Origin of the sequence: Silanimonas sp., assembly GCF_027530345.1 — a bacterium.
Taxonomy (GTDB): domain Bacteria; phylum Pseudomonadota; class Gammaproteobacteria; order Xanthomonadales; family Xanthomonadaceae; genus Silanimonas.
The window spans coordinates 1-20,054 of sequence record NZ_JAPZQK010000044.1 but is presented as its reverse complement, the minus strand read 5'-3'; the positions used below and the strand labels follow the sequence as shown (position 1 = coordinate 20,054).

The following is a 20,054-nucleotide window of genomic DNA, read 5'->3' as shown; positions in this document are numbered from 1 at the left end:
GCCCCCTATTGTCCCACCGCCGGACGCCCGGCGTCGCCCTTGAAGGCTCGGTGCCGGGCTGGTAGCGGCCTCAGGCCGGCTTGGCGGCCTCGTCGTGGACGGGGTCCGGTGGCTCGCCGCGGGACACCACCACGGTGCCCACGAGGTCGCCGGTGACGTTCACCGCCGTGCGGCACATGTCGATGAAGCGGTCGACGCCGAGGATCAGGGCGATGCCCTCCGGCGGGATGCCGAACATCACGAGGATCGAGGCGATGACCGGCAGCGAGCCGCCCGGCACGCCGGCCGCGCCGATGCCGCCGAGGATGCACATCAGCAGCACCAGTACCTGCTGGGCGAAGCTCAGCTCGATGCCGAAGAACTGCGCGAGGAACAGCACGACCACGCCCTCGAACAGGGCCGTGCCGTTCATGTTCGCCGTGGCACCGAGCGTGCAGACGAAGCGGCCGATGCGCTTCGGCGTGCCCAGCACCTCCTCGGCCACGCGCAGCGTGGTCGGCAGCGTGGCCGAACTCGAGGAGGTGGAGAACGCGGTGAGGATCACCGGCTCCGCCTTCTTGAAGAACTCGATCGGGTTCATCCGGCCGATGAACCACAGCAGCAGCGGGAAGACCACGAACATGTGGACCGCCAGCGCCCCGACGGCCACCGCGACGAACTTGGCCAGCGGCAGCAGGGCCGCGAAGCCCTTCACTGCGATCAGGTTGAAGATCAGGGCCGCGACGGCGTAGGGCGCCAGCTGGATCACTTTGTTGATCAGCAGCAGCGTGATGTCGTAAACGCCCTGCAGCGTGCCGACGAAGGTGCGCACGCCCTCCGTCTTCAGCGTCGCCGCGCCGATGCCGAACAGCAGGGCGAAGAACATCACGCCGATGAGGTTGCCCTCGACGCCGGCCTGCAGCGGATTCCGCGGCACGATCGACAGCAGTACCTGCATCGCCGACGCGGCCTCGCCGCGCTCGACGATCCCCTCGGCCTGCGACGAGGATTCGGCGATCAGCTTCTGTGCGACCGCCGGGTCGATGCCCACGCCGGGCTGGAACAGGTTCACCGCGACGAGGCCGATCGTCACCGCGATGCCGGTGACCACGAGGATGAAGGCCAGCGTCTTGCCGCCGATGCGGCCCAGCGCCTTCGGGTCGCCGATCTCGACCACGCCCAGCACCAAGGCCGAGAACACCAGTGGCAGTACCAGCATGAACAGCAGGTTGAGGAAGATCGACCCGACCGGCTGGGTCACCCATTTCAGCGTCGCGGCAAGCCACGGCAGGGTCTGCTGCACGCCCTCCGGATCGACCGCCTGCCCGAACGAGAACGCCAGCCCTCCAGCGACGGCGCCGACGGCGAAGCCGAGCAGCATCTTGGTGTGCAGGGCCATGCCGCCCGCTTCGCCCACGTTGCCAACGCCCATCGCGGCCGCCTCAGCCCGCGGTCGGGCGGATCTCGCCCGACTTCAGCTTCGCGAAGTAGCCATCCACTTCCTCGCGCACCACCGGCAGCAGCAGGTACACGCCGATCAGGTTCGGAATGGCCATCAGGAAGATCAGGCCATCGGAAAGATTGATCAATTGCGCGAGGTCCATCGTGCAGGCGACGACCGCCGCGGCGAGGTACAGCAGGATGTAGGTATTGGTCACCCAGCGACGCTCACCGGTGAGGTAGGTCGCGGCCTTGGCGCCGTAGTAGGCCCAGGTCAGCATGGTCGAGAACGCGAACAGGAACACCGCCACGGTCAGCACGTAGGGGAACCAGTCGAACACCGTCGCGAAGGCGGTCGAGGTGATGGCCACGCCCTCCATGCCCTCGATCTTCCACGCACCGGTCACCACGACCATCAGCGCCGTCGCGGTGCAGACGATCACCGTGTCGATGAAGGGCTCCCACAGCGCGACGAGGCCTTCGGTGGCCGGGTGCTTGGTCTTCACCGCGGAATGGGCGATGGGCGCCGAGCCAAGGCCCGCTTCGTTGGAGAACGCGGCACGCTGGAAGCCAGCGATCAGCGCGCCGATCACGCCGCCGGCCGCCGCCTCGCCACTGAAGGCGGAGGAAACGATCAGCGCGATGGCGCCGGGCAACGCGTCGAGGTGCACGACCAGCACCGCGCCGCAGCCGGCGAGGTAGAGCAGGATCATCGCCGGGATCATCTTCTCGGTGACCCGACCGATGCGCGTGATGCCGCCCAGCACGACGAGGCCCGCGAGCGTGGCGATGCCGATGCCGAAAGCCCAGCCCATGCCTTCCAGCGGGCCTTGCGCGCCGCCGGTCACCTTGTGGAACTGCGCGAAGGCCTGGTTAGCTTGGAACATCGATCCCGCACCAATGCCACCGAGCATCGCGCAGACCGCGAACAGCGCGGCCAGCGCCTTGCCGAGGCCCCCCAGCGAGCGGTAGCGCTCGGCGATACCCCGCGACAGGTAGTACATCGGGCCGCCGGACACCGTGCCATCGGGATTGTGCTGACGATACCTCACGCCCAGCGTGCACTCGGCGAACTTGGTGCTCATGCCTAACAGGCCGGCCACGATCATCCAGAAGGCGGCACCCGGACCGCCGATCGTGATCGCCAACGCAACGCCGGCGATGTTGCCGAGGCCGACCGTGCCCGAGACGGCCGAGGTCAGCGCCTGGAAATGCGAGACCTCGCCGGGGCTGCCGGCATCGGCGTAATCCCCACGCATCAGGCGGAAGCCCTGCATGAAGCCGCGGAAGTTGATGAAGCGGAAGTACAACGTGCACACCACGCCACCCAGCAGCAGCCACGCGACGATCAGCGGGATGGCCGTTTCACCCGCACCGCAGGCTCCGCTCATCGAGAAGGAGAGACCGTCGCCGACGCAGGCCCGCGAGAAGATCGCGCCCCCGACCGCATTCGCGATCGGCTCCACCGCGCGGTTGATCGTCTCGTCGAGGCCGGCTGTGGCCACCCAATCCACCATCCCGGCGTCCTGCGCCGGCATCGGCCCAAGGGCCCGCTCCATCGTCGTCAACATGTCGTCCTCGGCCCTCGTGCGGCGCAAACCCCCGAGGCTAGCAGCCGACTACGTGAACAAAATCTCAGCACGCATGAGGAGTTCTTCACGGGTCTGGGGTTTTCCCACGAGCCAGCCCTGGGCGTAGTCACAACCGAGGCGCCGCAGCACGGCCAGCTCGGCCTCGCTTTCGATTCCCTCGACCACGATGGAGGCATCGAGCGATTTCGCCATTGCCACGATGGTCTCGACGATCGCCATCGAGCGCGGGTCGTCCAGCATGCTGCGGACGAAGCCCTGGTCGATCTTGATGGTGTCGAAAGGCAGCAGGTGCATCTGCGTGAGGTGCGAATACCCCGTGCCGAAGTCATCGAGCGCCACCTTCACGCCGTGGCCGTGGCAGAGCGCGATGAATCCCTGCATCAGCACCGGGTCCATCGCCTGGCTCTCGGTGATCTCGATCTTGATGCTGCCCCGCGGCAGGCCGGCCGCATCGACCCGCGCAATGACGCGTTCCAGCAAGCCCGGCTCGCGCAACTGCCGCGCGCTCACGTTCACGGCGACGAACAGCGGGCGACCGGCCGCATCGATGAAATCCCGTGCGGCCGCGCAGGCGATGTCGAACACGTACTCGCCCACCGGAACAATCAACGAGGTCTCCTCAGCGAGCGCGACGAACTCGGCCGGGGAGATCGGGCCGCGCTCCGGGTGCGTCCAACGTACGAGGGCCTCGAAACCGGCGATCCGTCCCGACGCGACCTCCATCAGCGGCTGGTAGCGGACATCGAGGCCACCCACCTCAAGGGCGGCACGAAGTTGGGACTCGAGGCGCATCTTGCTGACGCCCACCGCCTCGTCCGGCCGCTCGACCGATGCCGCACGGGTGGTTCCGCCCTGCAGGGCGGCCAAGGCACCGCGGTAACGTTGCAGCGTGCCCTGCAACAGCGCACGGATCACCGGGTCGGCGGCTTGGATGCGTTCGGCGATCCGGGTCCGGTCCAATGCGATCAGGCGACAGGCCGACAAGGCGACGGCCGTCGCCGTGCGCGGCGCCGCATCGATGATCGCCATCTCCCCGATGATCGCCCCAGGCCCCAACAAGGCCAGCACCACCTGCCGGCCGCGCTGCGTCGCTCGGATCTCCACCTGGCCCTCGTCGAGGATGAAGGCCGTGGTGGGCGGATCCCCCTCGCGGAAGAGCACCTCCCCGGGCTGCAGTCGGATTTCCGCGCTCATCGCTTGCCTCCGTCATCGCTTGGCGCCACGACGGCACCCTACAACGAAAAACGGGGCCGAAGCCCCGTTTTCCCTTCCCGTCCCGAAAGGGGCGGCTGGCCCGGTCGATCAGCGGCTTGCGCCGGCGACCTGCAGGATGCGCGGGGTGACGAAGATCAGCAGTTCCGCCTTCTCGCTTTCGCGCGCCTTGTTTCGGAAGAGGTTACCCAGGCCCGGGATGTCGCCGAGGAAGGGCACCTTCGACAGGTCCTCGCGCTTCTCGAACTCGTAGATGCCACCCACAACCACCGTCTGGCCGTTGTTGATGAGCACCGCGGTCGTCACCTCGCGCTTGGTGATCTGCGGGACGCTGCCGCCGCCCGGCACGGAGATGAAGCCGGCGACCTCGTCCTTCTTGACGCCCAGCGCCAGGAACACGCGGTTGTCCTGGGTGATGGTCGGCGTGACCTTCAGCTCCAGCAGCGCTTCCTTGAACTGCACGGTCGCGGTCTGAGCGCCGGCGGAGCCGGTGATGGTGACGTAGCCGATCTCGTCACCCTGCTTGATGATCGCCTCGCGCTGGTTGGCGGTGATGACGCGCGGGTTGGCGACCACCTCGCCGCGGCCTTCCTCCTGCAGCGCCTGCAGCTCGATGTCGAGGTCGAGCTCGTTGCCGAGGATGGTAAAGGCCAGCGCCGACGCCGTGTTGTTGGCGAAACGCGTGCTGAGGATGTTGGTGAAGGTCGGCAGCGGCGTATTCGGCAACGAGGGACGCGTCGCCGTCTCGCCGTTCGCGATCGCCTGATTGTAGAGATCCAGTTCGAACTGGTAGCGCGCCAAGGCCGCATTGGCATTCGCCACGCCATTCAGGTAGTTGCGGTTGCTCTCCGTGCTGCCCGAGACCACGACGTCGCTTTCCTGGCCGCTGAGGCCGAAGCGCGCGCCGACTTCGCGGGCAAAGCTTTCCTGGGCAATGACGATGCGGGCTTCGATGAGCACCTGGTCGACGGGGCGGTCCAACACCGCAACCAGAGACTTGATCGCTTCGACTTTCCTCGCGGTATCGGCGATCAGCAGAGTATTGGAACGGGTATCGAAGCTGACGCTACCCCGACCCGACAGGAATCCGCCCTCGTCACCGCCACCGGCGGAACCGCCACCGCCACCCGACTTGCTACCGTCCGTCAAGAGTGTCGCGATTTCCTCGGCGTTGGCGTAATTGATGGCGATGATCTCATTGACGAGCTCAGCTTTGCCTTCCAGGTCGATCCGAGCCTGCTCGCGCGCCTTCTCGAACGCGGCGATCTCGTCCTGCGGCGCCACCCACACGACGTTGCCGTCGCGGCGCTTAGCCAGCGACTTGGCGCGCAGCACGACGTCGAGGGCCTGGTCCCACGGCACGTTGATGAGGCGCAACGTCAGGTTGCCCTGCACGGTGTCGGCCGCCACGATGTTGAGGCCCGATTCCTCGGCGACCAGCTGCAGGATGGTGCGCACCGGCACGTCCTGGAAGTTGAAGGTCACCGGCTTGCCCGTGTAGCGCTGCGGCTGCGAAGCGGCACCGACCTGGCCCACGGCGGCCGTGGCGGCGCCCTTCGGCGTCACTTCCAGCACGTACTCGTTGCCGGTCTGGTAAGCGCTGGTCTCGTACAGGCCTTCCGTCGCGATCACGAGTTGGGTGCCACCGTCCTTCGACGTTGGGTCGAGGCGGGTGACCGGCGTGGCGAAGTCGGTGACGTCGAGGCGTCGGGCCTGGTCGACCGGCAACTGGGCATTCTCGACGTCCACATAGAGGCGATCGCCATCACGGCGCAGGCTGGCCTGCGCGCCTTCCTGGTTGAAGCGCAGGATGACCCGGCCCGAACCGTCCTCGCCGCGGCGGAAATCCACCGCCGACACGCGGATGCCGGAATCGAGTCGCTTGGCCGGGTTAGGCGACGCCGCAACGGCCGTGGCCGAAGAGGCCGCGGCACCCGGTTCGAGGGACAGTACCAACAGGTTGCCGTTGCTGCGGGTCGTGTAACCCGCGTTGCGGAACAGGTCGACGACGGCGCGGGTGCGGCCGCCGGCTTCGACGACCGATACCGCCGAAGCGGCACCGGACCCGACGGCGAGACGACGCGCGTCGAAACCGTTGCCGGTCTCCGGGAAGTCGATGGCGATGCGTGGCGGCACGTCGGTGGTGAACGCGTTCACCGCGCCGACCGGCTGCTCGAATTCGAACGTGATGTCCACCTTGCCGCCGCTGCCGGCCGCATAGCGAACATCCTTCAAGGTGTTGGCCGCTAGGGCCGGGAACGCCGCCGTCCAAAGCAGGCAGGCCGCCAGAGCGGCACGGGCCGCGATTTTCTTCGTGCTCATCTGTGCGCCTTCAGTCGTCGAGGTAATCATGCGCGTCCCCATCACTTGTCATCCAAGGCCAGACTGGCCTGTCGTTCGAGCCATCCACCGGCACCGTCGGACACCAGCTCGACGATCTCGATGCGCTCGGGAGCAACCGAGGCCACGCGGCCATCGCTCTGCCCCAGGTAGTTGTTCACCCGCACGCGGTACGTGACCTTGTCGGGCGCGAGGACCAGCGCGATCGTTTCCGCACCGGTGCCGATCGTGCCGACCATCTGCAGCGCGTCGAGCGGGAAAGCCTCAAGAGCCTCTTTACGACGGTTCGGGTCCGGCCGCGGACCCGCAGCATCCCGATTGCCGACCGGCGCGGAGAACGGATCGCGAAGCGTGTCGGCGGTGTACTCCACCGGCGGGAAGGTGCGCAACGGCGGCAGCGGATCGAGCGGCGGCGCCGGGCGGGCCTTCACTTCCGCCACCCAGGCCTCGAGATCGGCCGTGCTGCGGCCACAACCCGTGGCGGCCAACGCCACGACGACGAGAACACCGACCCTCAGGATGCGCGCGTTCATGGCGCACCCCCGGCGGCGGCGGCGGCAGGAGTGGCTGCACCCCCCTGGGCGGCGTTGGTCTGGCCCTTCGCCTGCTCCTCGAGTTCATTCTCATCGAGGTAACGGTAGGTCTTGATCGTGCCCTTGAGACCCAGCGTGCCCGGCGGAAGGGCGGGCGCGCCGGCGGCGGACTCCTTCGGCGCGAGCGAGATGTCGTGGAAGGTCATGATCACCACGCGGGGAAGGGACGCGACACCACTGACGAACTGACCGAACTGGTGGTAGGTGCCATTCATCTCGAGCGTGATGGGCTGCTCGGCATAGAAGTCCTTCAAGACCTCGGCGCCGGGCTGGAACAGCTCGTTGTTGATGCCGGTGGCGCGCGCGGTCTGCGAGATATCGACGATGAGGTCGGGCATCTCCGTCTTCGACGGCAACTGGCGCAGCATCTGCTTGAGCATCTGCTCCATCTGCTCCAGCTGCGCCTTGAGGGGCTCGAGATTGGCCGCTTTCGCCGCCTCCTTCTCGAAGTCGCCGCGCAGCGTCACCTCTTCGGCCTCCAGGCCTTCCAAGGTCGTCTGCTTGTCGCGGATCACGAGGTACCAGCCGAGGACCGCCACCAGCAGCACCGCGAGGACGCCGGCACCGATCTTCGCTTCCTGCGGCCAACCCGCGGTGTTGTTGAAGTCGAGGTTGTTGATGTCGCTGAGTTTGAACTTGCTCTTGGCCATGGTCGGATCCTCAGGAGGCCTGGGCCGCGGCCGTGGGCACGTTGCTGGGGACGGCCGCGGGTGCGTTGGAGGGCACGCTGCCATCCGGCGCGGCGCTCTCTTCCGCTTCCGCCTCTTCGCTCGTCGAGCGAAGAGTCACGGTCATCTCGAAACCGAATGGCAGCGAGCGATCCGCAGGCGAAGCTGGCGCCGCCTGCGTGGCATCGCCAGCCTTGATGATGCTCAGCCGGGGGTTGTTGATCAGGCCGCTGGCCTCGAGGTTGCGCATGTAGGCACTCACGCGCGACTCGGATTGCGAGCGGCCGGCCAGCGTCAGCTCCTGGCCCACCTGCTTGATGGTGACCAGACGCACGCCGTCCGGAATGGTGCGCACCAGCTCTTCGAAGAGCCGGACGTTCTGCGAGCGATCGGCCTGCAATTCCTCGATGACGTCCTTGCGCTGCAGCAGGCTGGCCTTGCGCGCCTCGACGGTCTTGATTTCCTCGTTCTGCGCGACGGCTTCGGCGATGCGCTGCTTGAGGAGGTCGTTGCGCGCCGTCTGCCCTTCGATCTGCCCGTCGTAGTACGACGACCCGGCGAACACCAGCGCCACGCCGGCGATCAGCGCGCCGCCCAGCAGCGTCACGAAGTCCTTCTGGCGCTGCTTGCGGCGCTCGGCGCGCCACGGCAATAGATTGATGCGTGCCATCAGTCGAAGCTCCTCAGGGCCAGGCCGCAGGCGATCATCAAGGAGGGCGCGTCCTGCTGCAGCGCGTGCGCCTGCACGCGCGGGCCGAGGCCCATGTTGGCGAGCGGGTTGGCGACGACCGTCGGGATGCCGAGGTGCTCCTCCACCATGCGGTCGACGCCGGCGATCGAGGCGCAGCCGCCGGCCAGCACGACCTGGTCGACGCGATTGAATTCGGAGCCGGCGTAGAAGAACTGCAGCAGGCGGCTGACCTGCTGGACCATGGCTTCCTTGAACGGCTCGAGCACTTCCGGCTCGTAGCTTTCGGGGAGGCCGCCCTGCCGCTTGGCGGCACCGGCTTCCTCGTAGCTCATGCCGTAGCGGCGCATGATCTCGTCGGTGAGCTGCTTGCCGCCGAAGACCTGCTCGCGGGCGTAGATGCTGCGGCCGTTGCGGATGACGTTCAGCGTGGTCATCGTCGAACCGATGTCGACGAGCGCCACGATCGCGTCCTTACCGACGCCAAGCTGGTCGGCGACGAACTTGAAGGCGTTCTCCAGCGCGAAGACCTCGACGTCGACGACCTTCGCCGTCAGGCCGCCGAGCTCCAGCGCCTGCTGGCGCAGCTCGACGTTCTCGGTGCGCGATGCGGCGAGGATGACGTGCACGTTCTCGGGGCTGGAGGGCACCGGGCCGAGCACTTCGAAATCAAGGCTGACTTCGTCGATCGGGAAGGGAATGTAGTTGGCGGCCTCGAGCTGCACCTGGTCTTCCATCGCATCGTCATCGAGGTCCGCCGACATGCTGATCACCTTGGTGATCACCGCGGCGCCCGACACGGCGACGGACGCGTGCTTGAGCTTGCTGCCCGAACGGTTGAGCGCGCGCTTGATCGCTTCACCCACCGCCTCGACCTCGACGATGTTCTTCTCGACCACGGCATTGGGCGGCAGCGCCTCCACGCCGTAGTGGTCGACCCGGTAACGGTTGCCGACCTGGCTCAGCTGGAGCAGCTTCACCGCCGTCGAACTGATGTCGATCCCGACCAGCGGAACCCTGGATGGACTGAACAAACCCATCGGTTTCTCCCCTTCCCACGGGCGCTTACGTGAGATTAATGCGCCGGAACATTAAAAACAGAAAACTGTGTCAACCGCAACGCCTCCTTAACGCCCCACCCTGCCCGGGGCCTGTCGGACACCGCCCCAGCGCCGTCCCGCCCCCCCGGTATACTCCGCCCTCCCCGCCTTGAGACACCCCCTGATGCGCCCTTGGTTGCGCTGGTTGCGACGCCTCCTGCTGGCCGGTCTGGCCCTCGGCCTCCTCGGCTTCCTCGCCGTCGGCGCGGTCATCTGGACCGCCTGGCCGCAGCTTCCGGACGTGCGCGAGCTGCGCCAGGTCGAGCTGCAACTGCCGCTGTCGATCCATTCCGCCGATGGGAAGCTGATCGCGCTGTACGGTGAGACGCGACGCTACCCGGCGCCGATCGACACCATCCCGGAGCGGGTCAAGCGGGCCTTCCTCGCCGCCGAGGACGCCCGCTTCTATGAGCATCAAGGCCTTGATTTCAATGGTATTTTCCGCGCCGTCTGGCTGATCCTGTCGACCGACAGGACGCGCGTTCCCGGGGGCAGCACGATCACCCAGCAGGTGGCGCGCGACTTCTACCTGAGCAACGAATACAGCTACGTCCGCAAGTTCCGGGAGATGCTGCTGGCCATCAAGATGGAGCAGGAGCTGACCAAGGACGAGATCCTCGAGCTCTACCTGAACAAGATCTTCTTCGGAAACCGTGCCTACGGTGTGGCCGCCGCGGCCGAGTACTACTACGGCAAGTCGCTGGACGAACTGACCATCGCCGAGGCCGCCACCCTCGCCGGCATTCCGAAGTTCCCGTCCAGCGCCAACCCGATCAGCAACCCGGCCCGGGCGATGGAGCGCCGGAACTACTACGTCCTGCCGCGGATGCTTGAACTGGGGGTCATCGACCGGGCCGAGTACGAGGCGGCGCTGGCGGAGCCCAACAACGCCAAACCGCATGAGCCGCCGGTCGAGGTCGACGCGCCCTACGTGGCCGAGATGGTGCGCCAGGCCATGGAGGAACGCTTCGGCGCCGACGCGCTGACGGGCGGCTACAAGGTGGTGACGACGCTGAAATCGGCCGACCAGAACGCCGCCGTCGCTTCGGTGCGCAACGGCCTGATCGAATACGACCAGCGCCACGGCTGGCGGGGTGCCGAAGGACGCATCGAGGACTTCGCCACCCTCGACGCCGCGGGCCTGCGCGGCGCCTTGGCGCGCTTCCCGACGATCCCCGACCTGCAGCGCGCGGTGGTGCAGGAGGTCGACGCGACTCGCGCGGTGCTGCGCACGGCCGGCGAAGCCGCGCTGGACCTCCCCGCCGCAGGCCTGCGCTGGACCGGCCGGACGCCGGCCCAGGTGCTGAAGCCCGGCGACGTCGTGCGCTTCCGGCTCGACAAGGACGGCCAGCCGCAGCTGGTGCAACTGCCGCAGGCGCAGGCGGCCCTGGTGTCGCTGGAAGCCGAGACAGGTGCGCTGCGCGCCCTGGTGGGCGGCTTCAGCTTCTCCCAGAACAAGTTCAACCGTGCGACGCAGGCCCAGCGCCAGCCCGGCTCGAGCTTCAAGCCCTTCGTCTACTCGGCGGCCTTCGAGCGGGGCTACACGCCGGCGACGATCGTGATGGACGCGCCCGTGGTGTTCCGCGACCGCGCGGGCAACGTGTGGCGCCCACAGAACGACAAGGAAGACTTTGCCGGCCCGATGCGCCTGCGCGAGGCCATGGTGCAATCGCGCAACCTCGTGTCGGTGCGGCTGCTCGACGCCATCGGCGTGCAGTTCGCCCAGCGCTACATCACCCAGTTCGGCTTCGCGCCGGAAAGCCTGCCGCCCAACCTGTCGATGTCGCTCGGCACCTCGTCGCTGACGGTCATGTCGGTGGCGCGCGGCTACGCCACCTTCGGCAACGGCGGCTACCGCATCGACCCCTGGTTCATCGCCCGCGTCGAGGACCGCAACGGCGTGGTCGTGATGGAACACCATCCGGCCCGCGCCTGCCCGACCTGTGCCGGGCCGGCGGGCGGCACCGCGGCGCAACCCGCCGTGGTCGATGGCTTCAACTTCGGCGCGGTGGCCCCGGCGGCCGCGCCGGCGACGGTGGCCACGGACGCCACTGCCGCGACGGCCGATGCCGACGCCCGCCACGACGTGCCCGGCCCGCCGGAGCAGGCCACGGCGGCACGGGCCATCGACCCGCGCACGGCCTTCCTGGTGCGTTCGCTGCTGCTCGACGTGGTGAACCGGGGCACCGGCACCGCCGCGAAGGTGCTGGGCCGCGCGGACATCGGCGGCAAGACCGGCTCCACCAACGACCACCGCGACGCCTGGTTCTCCGGCCTCGGCGGCGATCTGGCGACGACCGTGTGGGTGGGCAAGGACGATTTCACCCCGCTGGGCCGCGGCGAGTACGGCGGCCGCGCGGCGCTTCCGATCTGGATCGGCTACATGGGCGCCGCGCTCACGGATGTCCCCGTGGCCAACCCGGCACCGCCGGCGGGCCTGCTGACGGTGACGATCAACCCGGCGACCGGCGGTCTGCTGCCCGATGGCACGCCCGGCGGGCGCACCGACTACGTCAAGACCGAAGACTACGACCGGATGATGGCGAGCGGCTTCGGCGTCGAGGCCGGCGAGGTGCAGGAGGAAGCGTTCGACGTGTTCTGAGCACGACACGCCGAAGGCTGGAACGACGAAGCCCCGCGATCGCGGGGCTTCGTCGTTTCCGCCAGTGCGCGGCGCGGGGCCGCGCGACGGGATTCAGCGCTTGTCGAAGGCGACGTAGTCGCGCGGCGTGGCGCCGGTGTAGATCTGGCGCGGACGACCGATCTTCGCTTCCGGATCGACCTGCTGCTCCAGCCAGTGGCTCACCCAGCCCGAGGTGCGAGCCAAGGCGAACATCACCGTGAACATCTCGGTCGGGATGCCCAAGGCCTTGTAGATCAGGCCCGAGTAGAAATCGACGTTCGGGTAGAGCTTGCGCTGCACGAAGTACTCGTCCTTCAGCGCGGCCTCTTCGAGGCGCATCGCGACCTCGAGCATCGGGTCGTCGACACCGAGCTCGGCGAGCACCTTGTGGCACATTTCGCGGATGATCGTGGCGCGCGGGTCAAAGTTCTTGTAAACGCGATGGCCGAAGCCCATCAGGCGGAAGCCCGAGTTCTTGTCCTTCGCCTTCTCGACGGCCTTGGCGACGTCTTCCGGACGGCCGATTTCCTCGAGCATCTTGAGGACGGCCTCGTTCGCACCACCGTGCGCCGGACCCCACAGGGCGGCGATGCCGGCGGCGACGCAGGCGTAGGGGTTGGCACCGGTCGAACCGACCAGACGCACGGTCGAGGTCGAGGCGTTCTGCTCGTGGTCGGCGTGCAGGATGAACAGCAGGTCGAGCGCCTTCGCGGCCACCGGCTTGAGCTGCAGCGGCTCGCTCGGCACCTCGAACATCATGTGCAGGAAGCGCGTCGTGTACTCGAGGTTGTTGCGCGGGTAGCGGATCGGCCAACCGATCGACTGGCGGTAGCAGGCGGCGGCGATCGTCGGGACCTTGGCGATCAGGCGCACCGCGGCAAGGCGGCGCTGCTCCGGGTCCTCGAGGTCGAGGGTGTCGTGGTAGAAGGCCGACAGCGAACCGACCATGGCGCAGAGCATGGCCATCGGGTGCGCGTCGTGGCGGAAGCCCCCGAGGAAGGTCTTCATCGCCTCGTGCATCATCGTGTGGTGCGTGACTTCGTGCTCGAAGCCATCGAACTGCTGGCGGGTCGGCAGGTTGCCGTGCATCAGCAGGTAGGCGACTTCGAGGAAGCTCGAATGCTTGGCGAGCTGCTCGATCGGGTAGCCGCGGTAAAGCAGCACACCCTCGTCGCCGTCGATGTAGGTCACCGAACTGCGGCAGCTGGCCGTGGCCATGAAGCCGGGGTCGTAGGTGAAGTGGCCGGTGTCCTTGGCCAGCTTGCCGATGTCGACGCACGGGGCGCCGAGGCTGCCGCGGTGCACCGGCAGGGAAACGGTCTTGTCGCCGGCGGTCAGGGTCACGCTGGTGGGTTCGGTCACGTTCGCACTCCTTGGGACAGGGCGCGTGCCGGGACGGCGGCGCGCCGCATGAAGACGGGTTGGACGCGGCGCGTCCCGGTCTTCACAAGTATCGCATAGGGCCCGGAGACGGTGTGCGGGGCACGCGAAGGCCTTCGACCAAAGTCGGAGCCCGGAAACGACGAAGGCCGGCAGAGCCGGCCTTCGGGGTGACGCGACCGCGCGCAGGGCGCGGACGGCGGCTTACTTGCCGTAGCGCTTGCGGAAGCGGTCGACGCGGCCGGCGGTATCGAGGATCTGCTTGCTCTTGCCCGTGTAGAACGGGTGCGAAGCCGAGGAGATTTCGATCTTGATCAGCGGGTAGGTCTCGCCGTCTTCCCACTTGACCGTCTCCTTGGAGGCGAGCGTCGAGCGGGTAAGGAACGAGAAGTTCGAGGTCACGTCCTGGAACACGACCGGCTGGTAGTTCGGGTGAATGCCATCTTTCATAGCGGGTCCCAGAAGCGTCGAAACGAGGAAAGAGGGGGATTGTAGCGGCGTCGGGTGGACCGGGGCAAGCCTCAGGGTGCGGCTCGTTCAGGCGGACGGCTCAGGCCAAGGCGAGGCGGAGCCAATGCCGGAACCGCTCGGGCCTCAAGCCGGCGAGGATCCGCGCCTTGGCCGGGCGCCCGGAGCGGTCCGCCCAGTCGACGATGGTCGCTCCGCGCGCCAAGCGCCCGCCGGTCTCGACCTCGATGGCGTGGCGGTGCCAACCGGTCGCGGCCTCGGGTTCGAGGGCGGCGGCCATGGCGAGCCCATCGGCCGAATGCCAGTGCGTGCCGCGCCGCCCTTCCGACCATTCCCGCGTGCGCTGGGAGATGGCCTTGTAGAAGGCGGCCTTCGGCGTCGCGGCATCCAGCCACGCCTCGACCTCGGCGTGCGGCAGGCCATGGCGCAGCACCGCCTCCCAATCGACAAGATCGAAGGCCGGGAAGGCCTCGAAGACGATGTGGGCCGCCTCCGGATCGAAGGCGATGTTGAATTCGGCGCTCACCGACGTGTTGCCCTGCCCCGTCACGGCGCCGCCCATCACGACGAGACGGCCGATACGCGAGGGCAGCGTCGGGTCGAGGCGCAGGGCCAGCGCGAGGTTCGTGAGCGGCCCGAGGCACACGAGCAGCAGTCCCGGGTGCGAGTGGCTGAAGCGGATCATCGCCAGCGCGGCGTGTTCGACATCGGCCGTGCGCGTCGGCGCGAGGTAGCCCGTGTCGCCGAAGCCGTCGCGGCCGTGCACGTAGGCGGCGTCCTCGGCGGGGAACACCAGCGGCACTGCGCAGCCCGGATACACCGGGGCATCGACGCCGGCGACTTCGCAGAGCTTCAGCGCATTGCGAACGGTGTGCTCGAGGCCCACGTTGCCGGCGGTGATCGTCAAGCCGAGCACCTCGTGGGCGGGGCTGGCGAACGCCATCAACAGCGCCCAGGCATCGTCCACGCCGGGGTCGGTGTCGATCAGCAGCGGAAGGCGGTCGGTGGCGGACATCGGTAGGCGCTCGGGGCGGCGGTCAGCGGGCCGGCAGTGTGCCGCGGCCGGCGGCGAGGCGCATCAGGCCGAGGCGTAGCGCGCGGCGCTGCCCACCCAGCGCGCGATGACCGTTTCGGCGATATCCGGCGATTCGGCCAGCAGCGCATCGGCGAGCGCGGCCACCTGCGGCAGCAGGCGGGCGTCGCGGGCGAGGTCGGCGATGCGGAAGGCGGCGAGACCGGTCTGGCGGGTGCCGAGCAATTCGCCGGGGCCCCGCAGCTCGAGGTCCTTCTCGGCGATGACGAAGCCGTCGTTGCTCCGACGCATCACGTCGAGACGTTCGCGCGCGATCCCGCCCAGCGGCGACTGGTAGAGCAGCACACAGCTCGACGCGGCGCTGCCCCGCCCCACCCGGCCACGAAGCTGGTGCAGCTGGGCCAGGCCGAGACGCTCGGCGTTCTCGATCACCATCAGGCTGGCATTCGGCACGTCGACGCCGACCTCGATCACGGTGGTGGCGACAAGCAACTGCAGTTCACCGGCCTTGAAACGGCGCATGGTGTCCTGCTTCTCCGTGGGCTTCATGCGCCCATGCAGCAGGGCCACTCGAAGCTCCGGCAGCGCTTCGGAGAGCTGCTCGAAGGTCGTCTGCGCGGCCTGCGCTTCGATCTCCTCGCTGTCTTCGATCAGTGGGCAGACCCAGTAGGCCTGCCGCCCTTCGGCGCAGGCTTTGCGCACGCGCTCCACCAGCTCGGGGCGACGCTCGGCCGCGACGGCCACGGTGGTGACCGGCGTGCGGCCCGGCGGAAGTTCATCGATCACCGAGAGATCGAGGTCGGCATAGGCCGTCATCGCCAGCGTGCGCGGGATCGGCGTGGCCGTCATGACCAGCTGGTGAGGCACGCGTTCGCCCTCGAGGCCTTTGTCGCGCAGGGCGAGGCGCTGGTGCACGCCGAAACGATGCTGCTCGTCGACGATGACAAGGCCGAGCTTGGCGAAGGCGACGCCGCCCTGCATCAGTGCATGCGTGCCCACCACGACCTGGGCCGTGCCATCCGCGATCGCGACCAGCGTCTCGCGCCGCGCCTTGCCGGTGACCTTCCCGGCCAGCCAGCAAACGCGCACGCCGTGCGGTTCGAACCATCGATGGAAGTTCTGCAGATGCTGTTCGGCGAGCAGTTCGGTCGGGGCCATCAGCGCGACCTGCCGGCCCGCCGCGACGGCCTGCATGGCGGCCAGCGCGGCGACGACGGTCTTGCCGCTACCGACATCGCCCTGCACGAGCCGCAGCATGGGCGCGCCCTCGGCGAGGTCGCGTTCGACCTCGGTCAGCACGCGCTGCTGAGCGCCCGTCAATGCAAACGGCAGTGTGGCGCGAAGGGCGTCGACCGGCGCGCGCGCGGCCGGCAGCGGGAACGCCCCATGCTCGCGCAAGGCGATGCGCTGGCGACGCAGGCTGAGGCCATGCGCGAGCAGCTCTTCGAACGCCAGCCGCTGCTGCGCCGGATGCGTGCCCGACATCAAGGCGCCCACATCCGCATCGACCGGCGGCCGGTGCACGGTGAGCAAGGCCTCGCGGAGGCCGGGCAAGGCGAGCCCGGCCCACGCCGCCACCGGCACCAGTTCCAGCGCCGCCGCATCGGGCAACTGGTCCAGCGCCAGCCGCACCAGCTTCGCCATCGAACCCGGGCCGAGGCCTTCGACCAGCGGATAGACCGGGTCGAGGCGATCGCTGAGCGCCGCGCCCTCGTCGTCGCCGAGCACGCGATAGCTGGGGTGGATGATTTCCCAGCCGTTCTGGCCGGGCCGCACCTCGCCGAACACGCGCACGCGGCGCCCGGGCTGGAAGGCCTGCACTTGCTGGCTGCGGAAGTGGAAGAAGCGCAGGCCCAGCAGCGAACCCTCGTCGTCGCCCAGCGTCACCTTCAGCATGGGCCGGCCGCGGAACAGACGCTCGACGTGGCGCACGCGGCCTTCCGCCTGCAGCGCGGGGCCGGGGCGCAGATCGCGGATGGGCGTGAGCCGCGTGCGGTCTTCGTAGCGAAGCGGCAGCAGGAACCAGAGGTCCTGCAAGGTCTTGATGCCGCGCTCGGCCAGCTTCGCGGCCACGGCCGGGCCCACGCCGGGCAGCCGCGTCACCGGCGCGTCGCCTCCTGCCAGCGCGGGCGCCGGCGCGGCCGTGCGCGGCATCGGTCAGTCGAGGATGAGGATGCCGTCGACTTCCACTTCGGCGCCCTTCGGCAGGCCGGCGACCTGGATGGTCGAGCGCGCCGGATACGGGGCTTGGAAGTACTCGGCCATCACCGCGTTGACGGTGGCGAAGTGCGAGAGGTCGGTGAGATAGATGCCGATGCGGACCAACTTGTCGAGGTCGCCACCGGCGGCCTGGCAGACAGCGCGGAGGTTGTCGAACACGCGGCGCGTCTGCACGGCGATGTCGCCGCCGACCAGATCCATCGTCTTCGGGTCGAGCGGAATCTGGCCCGACAGGTACACCGTATTGCCGGAGCGCACGGCCTGCGAATACGGGCCGATGGCGGCGGGGGCGTTCGGGCTGGTGATCGGCGTGCGGGACATGGCGGGCCTCGTCGAAGGAGGCCCGTAGCTTACAGCCGACGCACCACGTGCACGACCTGCAGTCGGCGCACGCGGCGCATCACCTCGGCGAGGTGGTCGACGTCGCGCACCTCGATGCCGAACTCCATGATCGACAGGTTGACGTCGCGCTCGCGGTACTCGACCGAATCGATGTTCGAGTCGCTTTCGGCGATCGCCGCGGCCACCTGCGCGAGGGCGCCGGGGCGGTTGTCCACCTCGACCCGCACGGCGACGAGGAAATCGCCCTTGACGTCGCGGTCCCAGTCCATGACAAGGCAGCGCTCCGGCGTGCGCGCGAAGGCCTCGACGTTCGGACAGTCACGACGATGAACAACAATCCCCTTGCCGGCCGAGAGGTAACCCATGATCGGATCGCCGGGGAGCGGGTGGCAGCAGGTGGCGAAGGTCAGCACGCCGCGTTCGCTGCCGTTGATCAGCAGCCGTTCCGGGCTGGCCGGCGCCGATGCGCCGGCCTTCGCGGCCACGAGCGACTGCGCCACCTGCGCCGGCATGCGGTTGCCGAGGGCGATATCGGCCAGAAGGGCCTCGAGGCGCGGGTAGCGGTGCTCCGTCAGGTACTTCTCGATGCGCTTGCCCGACACCCGCTCGAGGGAGCTCTCGAGGCCCTCCAGCGCGCGGTCGAGCATGCGGTGGCCGAGGCTCACCGCGTCCTCGTGCTGGAGCTTCTTGAGGTTGGAGCGGATCGCGGTGCGCGCCTTCGAAGTGACGACGAATTCCAGCCACTGCGGACGCGGCGCTGCCGACGGTGCGGTGACGATCTCGACATTCTGGCCGCTCTGCAAACGCGTGTGCAACGGCACCATTTTCTTGTCGACGCGCGCGGTCACCGCCCGGTCGCCGATGCTGGTGTGCACCGCGTAGGCGAAGTCGAGGGCGGTGGCGTTGCGCGGCAGGGCGAGGATGTCGCCCTTCGGCGTGAACAGGTAGACCTCGGCCGGGAACAGGTCGACCTTGACGTTCTCGACGAACTCCAGCGACGAGGACGTCACCGACTGCTCGCTGGTCATCAGGCCGCGGATCCAGTCCTGGGCGCGGGCCTGAGCGCTGCTGGCGCCGGTGGCCTGCGTGTTCGCCTTGTAGGCCCAGTGCGCCGCGATGCCGCGCTCGGCGATCATGTCCATCTCCTCGGTGCGGATCTGGACCTCGATCGGCGAGCCATGCGTGCTGAACAGCACGGTGTGCAGGCTCTGGTAGCCGTTCGCCTTCGGGATGGCGATGAAGTCGCGGAAGCGCGCTTCCAACGGCTTGTAGAGCGCATGCACCGCGCCGAGCGCGTGGTAGCACTGCATCACCCGCTGCACGACGACGCGGAAGCCGAACACGTCCAGCACCTGCTCGAGCGTCTTGTGCTCGCTGCGCATCTTCGAATAGATGCTCCAGGGCGACTTCACGCGGCCGACGATGCGGAACGGCAGCCCTTCCATCGAGAGCCGCTGCGCGATCTTCGCCTCAATGGTGGTCATCGCCTCGCGACGCATCACCGGTTGGCTGGCGAGGCGCCGCGCGATGACGGCATAGCGGCGCGGGTGCAGGGCCTTGAAGCCCAGATCCTGCAGCTCTGCCTTGAACTTGTTCATGCCGAGGCGCTGCGCGATCGGCGCGTAGATCTCGAGGGTCTCGCGGGCGATGCGGCGGCGCGATTCGTCCGCCATCGAATCGAGCGTCCGCATGTTGTGCAGGCGGTCGGACAGCTTGATGAGGATGACGCGGAGGTCCGTCGCCATCGCCAGCATCATCTTGCGGAAGCTCTCGGCAGCGGCTTCCTGCCGGCTGGCGAAGCGGATCTTGTCGAGCTTCGTCACCGCGTCGACGAGCGCGGCCACCGGCTCGCCGAAGGCCTGCACGATCTCGTTGCGCGGCAACGGCGTGTCTTCGAGCGTGTCGTGGAGGATCGCGGCGCAGAGCGTCTCCCAGTCGACGCGCAGCTCGGCGAGGATGCCGGCGACGGCGACGGGATGCGTGATGTAGGCCTCGCCGCTTTTGCGCACCTGCCCATCGTGGGCGTGGGCGCCCATCACATAGGCGGCGCGGACGCGGGCGATCTGCTCGGGTGGGAGGTAGTCGGCCAGTTTCGCGGCCAGCGCATCGACCTGCTCCGGACAGGGGTCCGGCGCGGTCGGGGCGGCTTGTGCGGGCGCGGCGCTGGCACTCATGCCCTGAATGTAAGGGCCGGCCCCGGGGGCGGCAACACCGCGGAAACGACAAGGCCCGCCTTAGGGAAGGTCTGAACAATCCGCCGAACCCTCGTGATTTCGCGGCAGGAAGGCCGAAATCGCGTCAATCCGGTCGGAATTCCACGTTTTGCCGCGCCGCCAGACGGGTTTCCCCGTTCAGCGGACGCACTTACCCTGCCGC

15 protein-coding genes are annotated in these 20,054 nt (G+C 68.3%); 1 reads left to right on the top strand and 14 read right to left on the bottom strand.

Annotated elements, in window-relative coordinates; all coding sequences use genetic code 11:
- Window positions 1-70: 70 nt before the first annotated feature.
- The 8 genes from O9255_RS14005 to O9255_RS13970 form a co-directional block, all read right to left on the bottom strand.
- Window positions 71-1,411 carry a dicarboxylate/amino acid:cation symporter gene (locus tag O9255_RS14005; RefSeq protein WP_297867487.1) on the bottom strand — a complete coding sequence of 447 codons (1,341 nt, stop codon included), beginning with the start codon at window positions 1,409-1,411 and terminating at the stop codon, window positions 71-73.
- A 10-nt stretch (window positions 1,412-1,421) separates the two neighbouring features.
- On the bottom strand, window positions 1,422-2,990 hold the full coding sequence (locus O9255_RS14000) for an alanine/glycine:cation symporter family protein (RefSeq protein ID WP_297867486.1): 1,569 nt from the start codon (window positions 2,988-2,990) through the stop codon (window positions 1,422-1,424).
- A gap of 48 nt (window positions 2,991-3,038) precedes the next feature.
- Window positions 3,039-4,205, bottom strand: coding sequence for an EAL domain-containing protein (locus O9255_RS13995; protein ID WP_297867485.1), 1,167 nt, complete (start codon window positions 4,203-4,205; stop codon window positions 3,039-3,041).
- Window positions 4,206-4,313: 108 nt separating this feature from the next.
- Window positions 4,314-6,545, bottom strand: coding sequence for a type IV pilus secretin PilQ (gene pilQ / locus O9255_RS13990; protein ID WP_297867484.1), 2,232 nt, complete (start codon window positions 6,543-6,545; stop codon window positions 4,314-4,316).
- A gap of 41 nt (window positions 6,546-6,586) precedes the next feature.
- Window positions 6,587-7,096, bottom strand: coding sequence for a pilus assembly protein PilP (locus O9255_RS13985; protein WP_297867483.1), 510 nt, complete (start codon window positions 7,094-7,096; stop codon window positions 6,587-6,589).
- A complete protein-coding gene (pilO, locus tag O9255_RS13980; protein WP_297867482.1) occupies window positions 7,093-7,806 on the bottom strand; it encodes a type 4a pilus biogenesis protein PilO in 714 nt (237 codons plus the stop codon). The genes O9255_RS13985 and pilO overlap by 4 nt, the downstream gene beginning before the upstream one ends.
- A gap of 10 nt (window positions 7,807-7,816) precedes the next feature.
- On the bottom strand, window positions 7,817-8,494 hold the full coding sequence (locus tag O9255_RS13975) for a PilN domain-containing protein (RefSeq protein WP_297867481.1): 678 nt from the start codon (window positions 8,492-8,494) through the stop codon (window positions 7,817-7,819).
- Complete coding sequence (locus tag O9255_RS13970) at window positions 8,494-9,552, bottom strand: pilus assembly protein PilM (protein ID WP_297867480.1); 1,059 nt, start codon at window positions 9,550-9,552, stop codon at window positions 8,494-8,496. Before O9255_RS13970 ends, O9255_RS13975 begins: the two co-directional genes overlap by 1 nt.
- A gap of 184 nt (window positions 9,553-9,736) precedes the next feature.
- Between O9255_RS13970 and O9255_RS13965 the strand changes: the two genes are divergently transcribed.
- Window positions 9,737-12,214: a penicillin-binding protein 1A gene (locus O9255_RS13965; protein WP_297867479.1), complete on the top strand. Its 2,478-nt coding sequence runs from the start codon at window positions 9,737-9,739 to the stop codon at window positions 12,212-12,214.
- 93 nt (window positions 12,215-12,307) lie between these two features.
- Here the strand turns inward: O9255_RS13965 and O9255_RS13960 are convergent, their stop codons facing one another.
- The 6 genes from O9255_RS13960 to O9255_RS13935 form a co-directional block, all read right to left on the bottom strand.
- Window positions 12,308-13,597, bottom strand: coding sequence for a citrate synthase (locus O9255_RS13960; RefSeq protein ID WP_297867478.1), 1,290 nt, complete (start codon window positions 13,595-13,597; stop codon window positions 12,308-12,310).
- A gap of 222 nt (window positions 13,598-13,819) precedes the next feature.
- Complete coding sequence (locus tag O9255_RS13955) at window positions 13,820-14,065, bottom strand: type B 50S ribosomal protein L31 (RefSeq protein WP_297867477.1); 246 nt, start codon at window positions 14,063-14,065, stop codon at window positions 13,820-13,822.
- Window positions 14,066-14,165: 100 nt separating this feature from the next.
- Window positions 14,166-15,098, bottom strand: a complete 933-nt coding sequence (locus O9255_RS13950) for a nucleoside hydrolase (RefSeq protein ID WP_297867476.1) — start codon at window positions 15,096-15,098, stop codon at window positions 14,166-14,168.
- A gap of 63 nt (window positions 15,099-15,161) precedes the next feature.
- Complete coding sequence (gene recG, locus O9255_RS13945) at window positions 15,162-17,270, bottom strand: ATP-dependent DNA helicase RecG (RefSeq protein WP_297867475.1); 2,109 nt, start codon at window positions 17,268-17,270, stop codon at window positions 15,162-15,164.
- Window positions 17,271-17,273: 3 nt separating this feature from the next.
- Window positions 17,274-17,657, bottom strand: a complete 384-nt coding sequence (locus tag O9255_RS13940; protein WP_297867474.1) for a RidA family protein — start codon at window positions 17,655-17,657, stop codon at window positions 17,274-17,276.
- Window positions 17,658-17,686: 29 nt separating this feature from the next.
- On the bottom strand, window positions 17,687-19,852 hold the full coding sequence (locus O9255_RS13935; protein WP_297867473.1) for a bifunctional (p)ppGpp synthetase/guanosine-3',5'-bis(diphosphate) 3'-pyrophosphohydrolase: 2,166 nt from the start codon (window positions 19,850-19,852) through the stop codon (window positions 17,687-17,689).
- Between the last annotated feature and the right edge of the window lie 202 nt (window positions 19,853-20,054).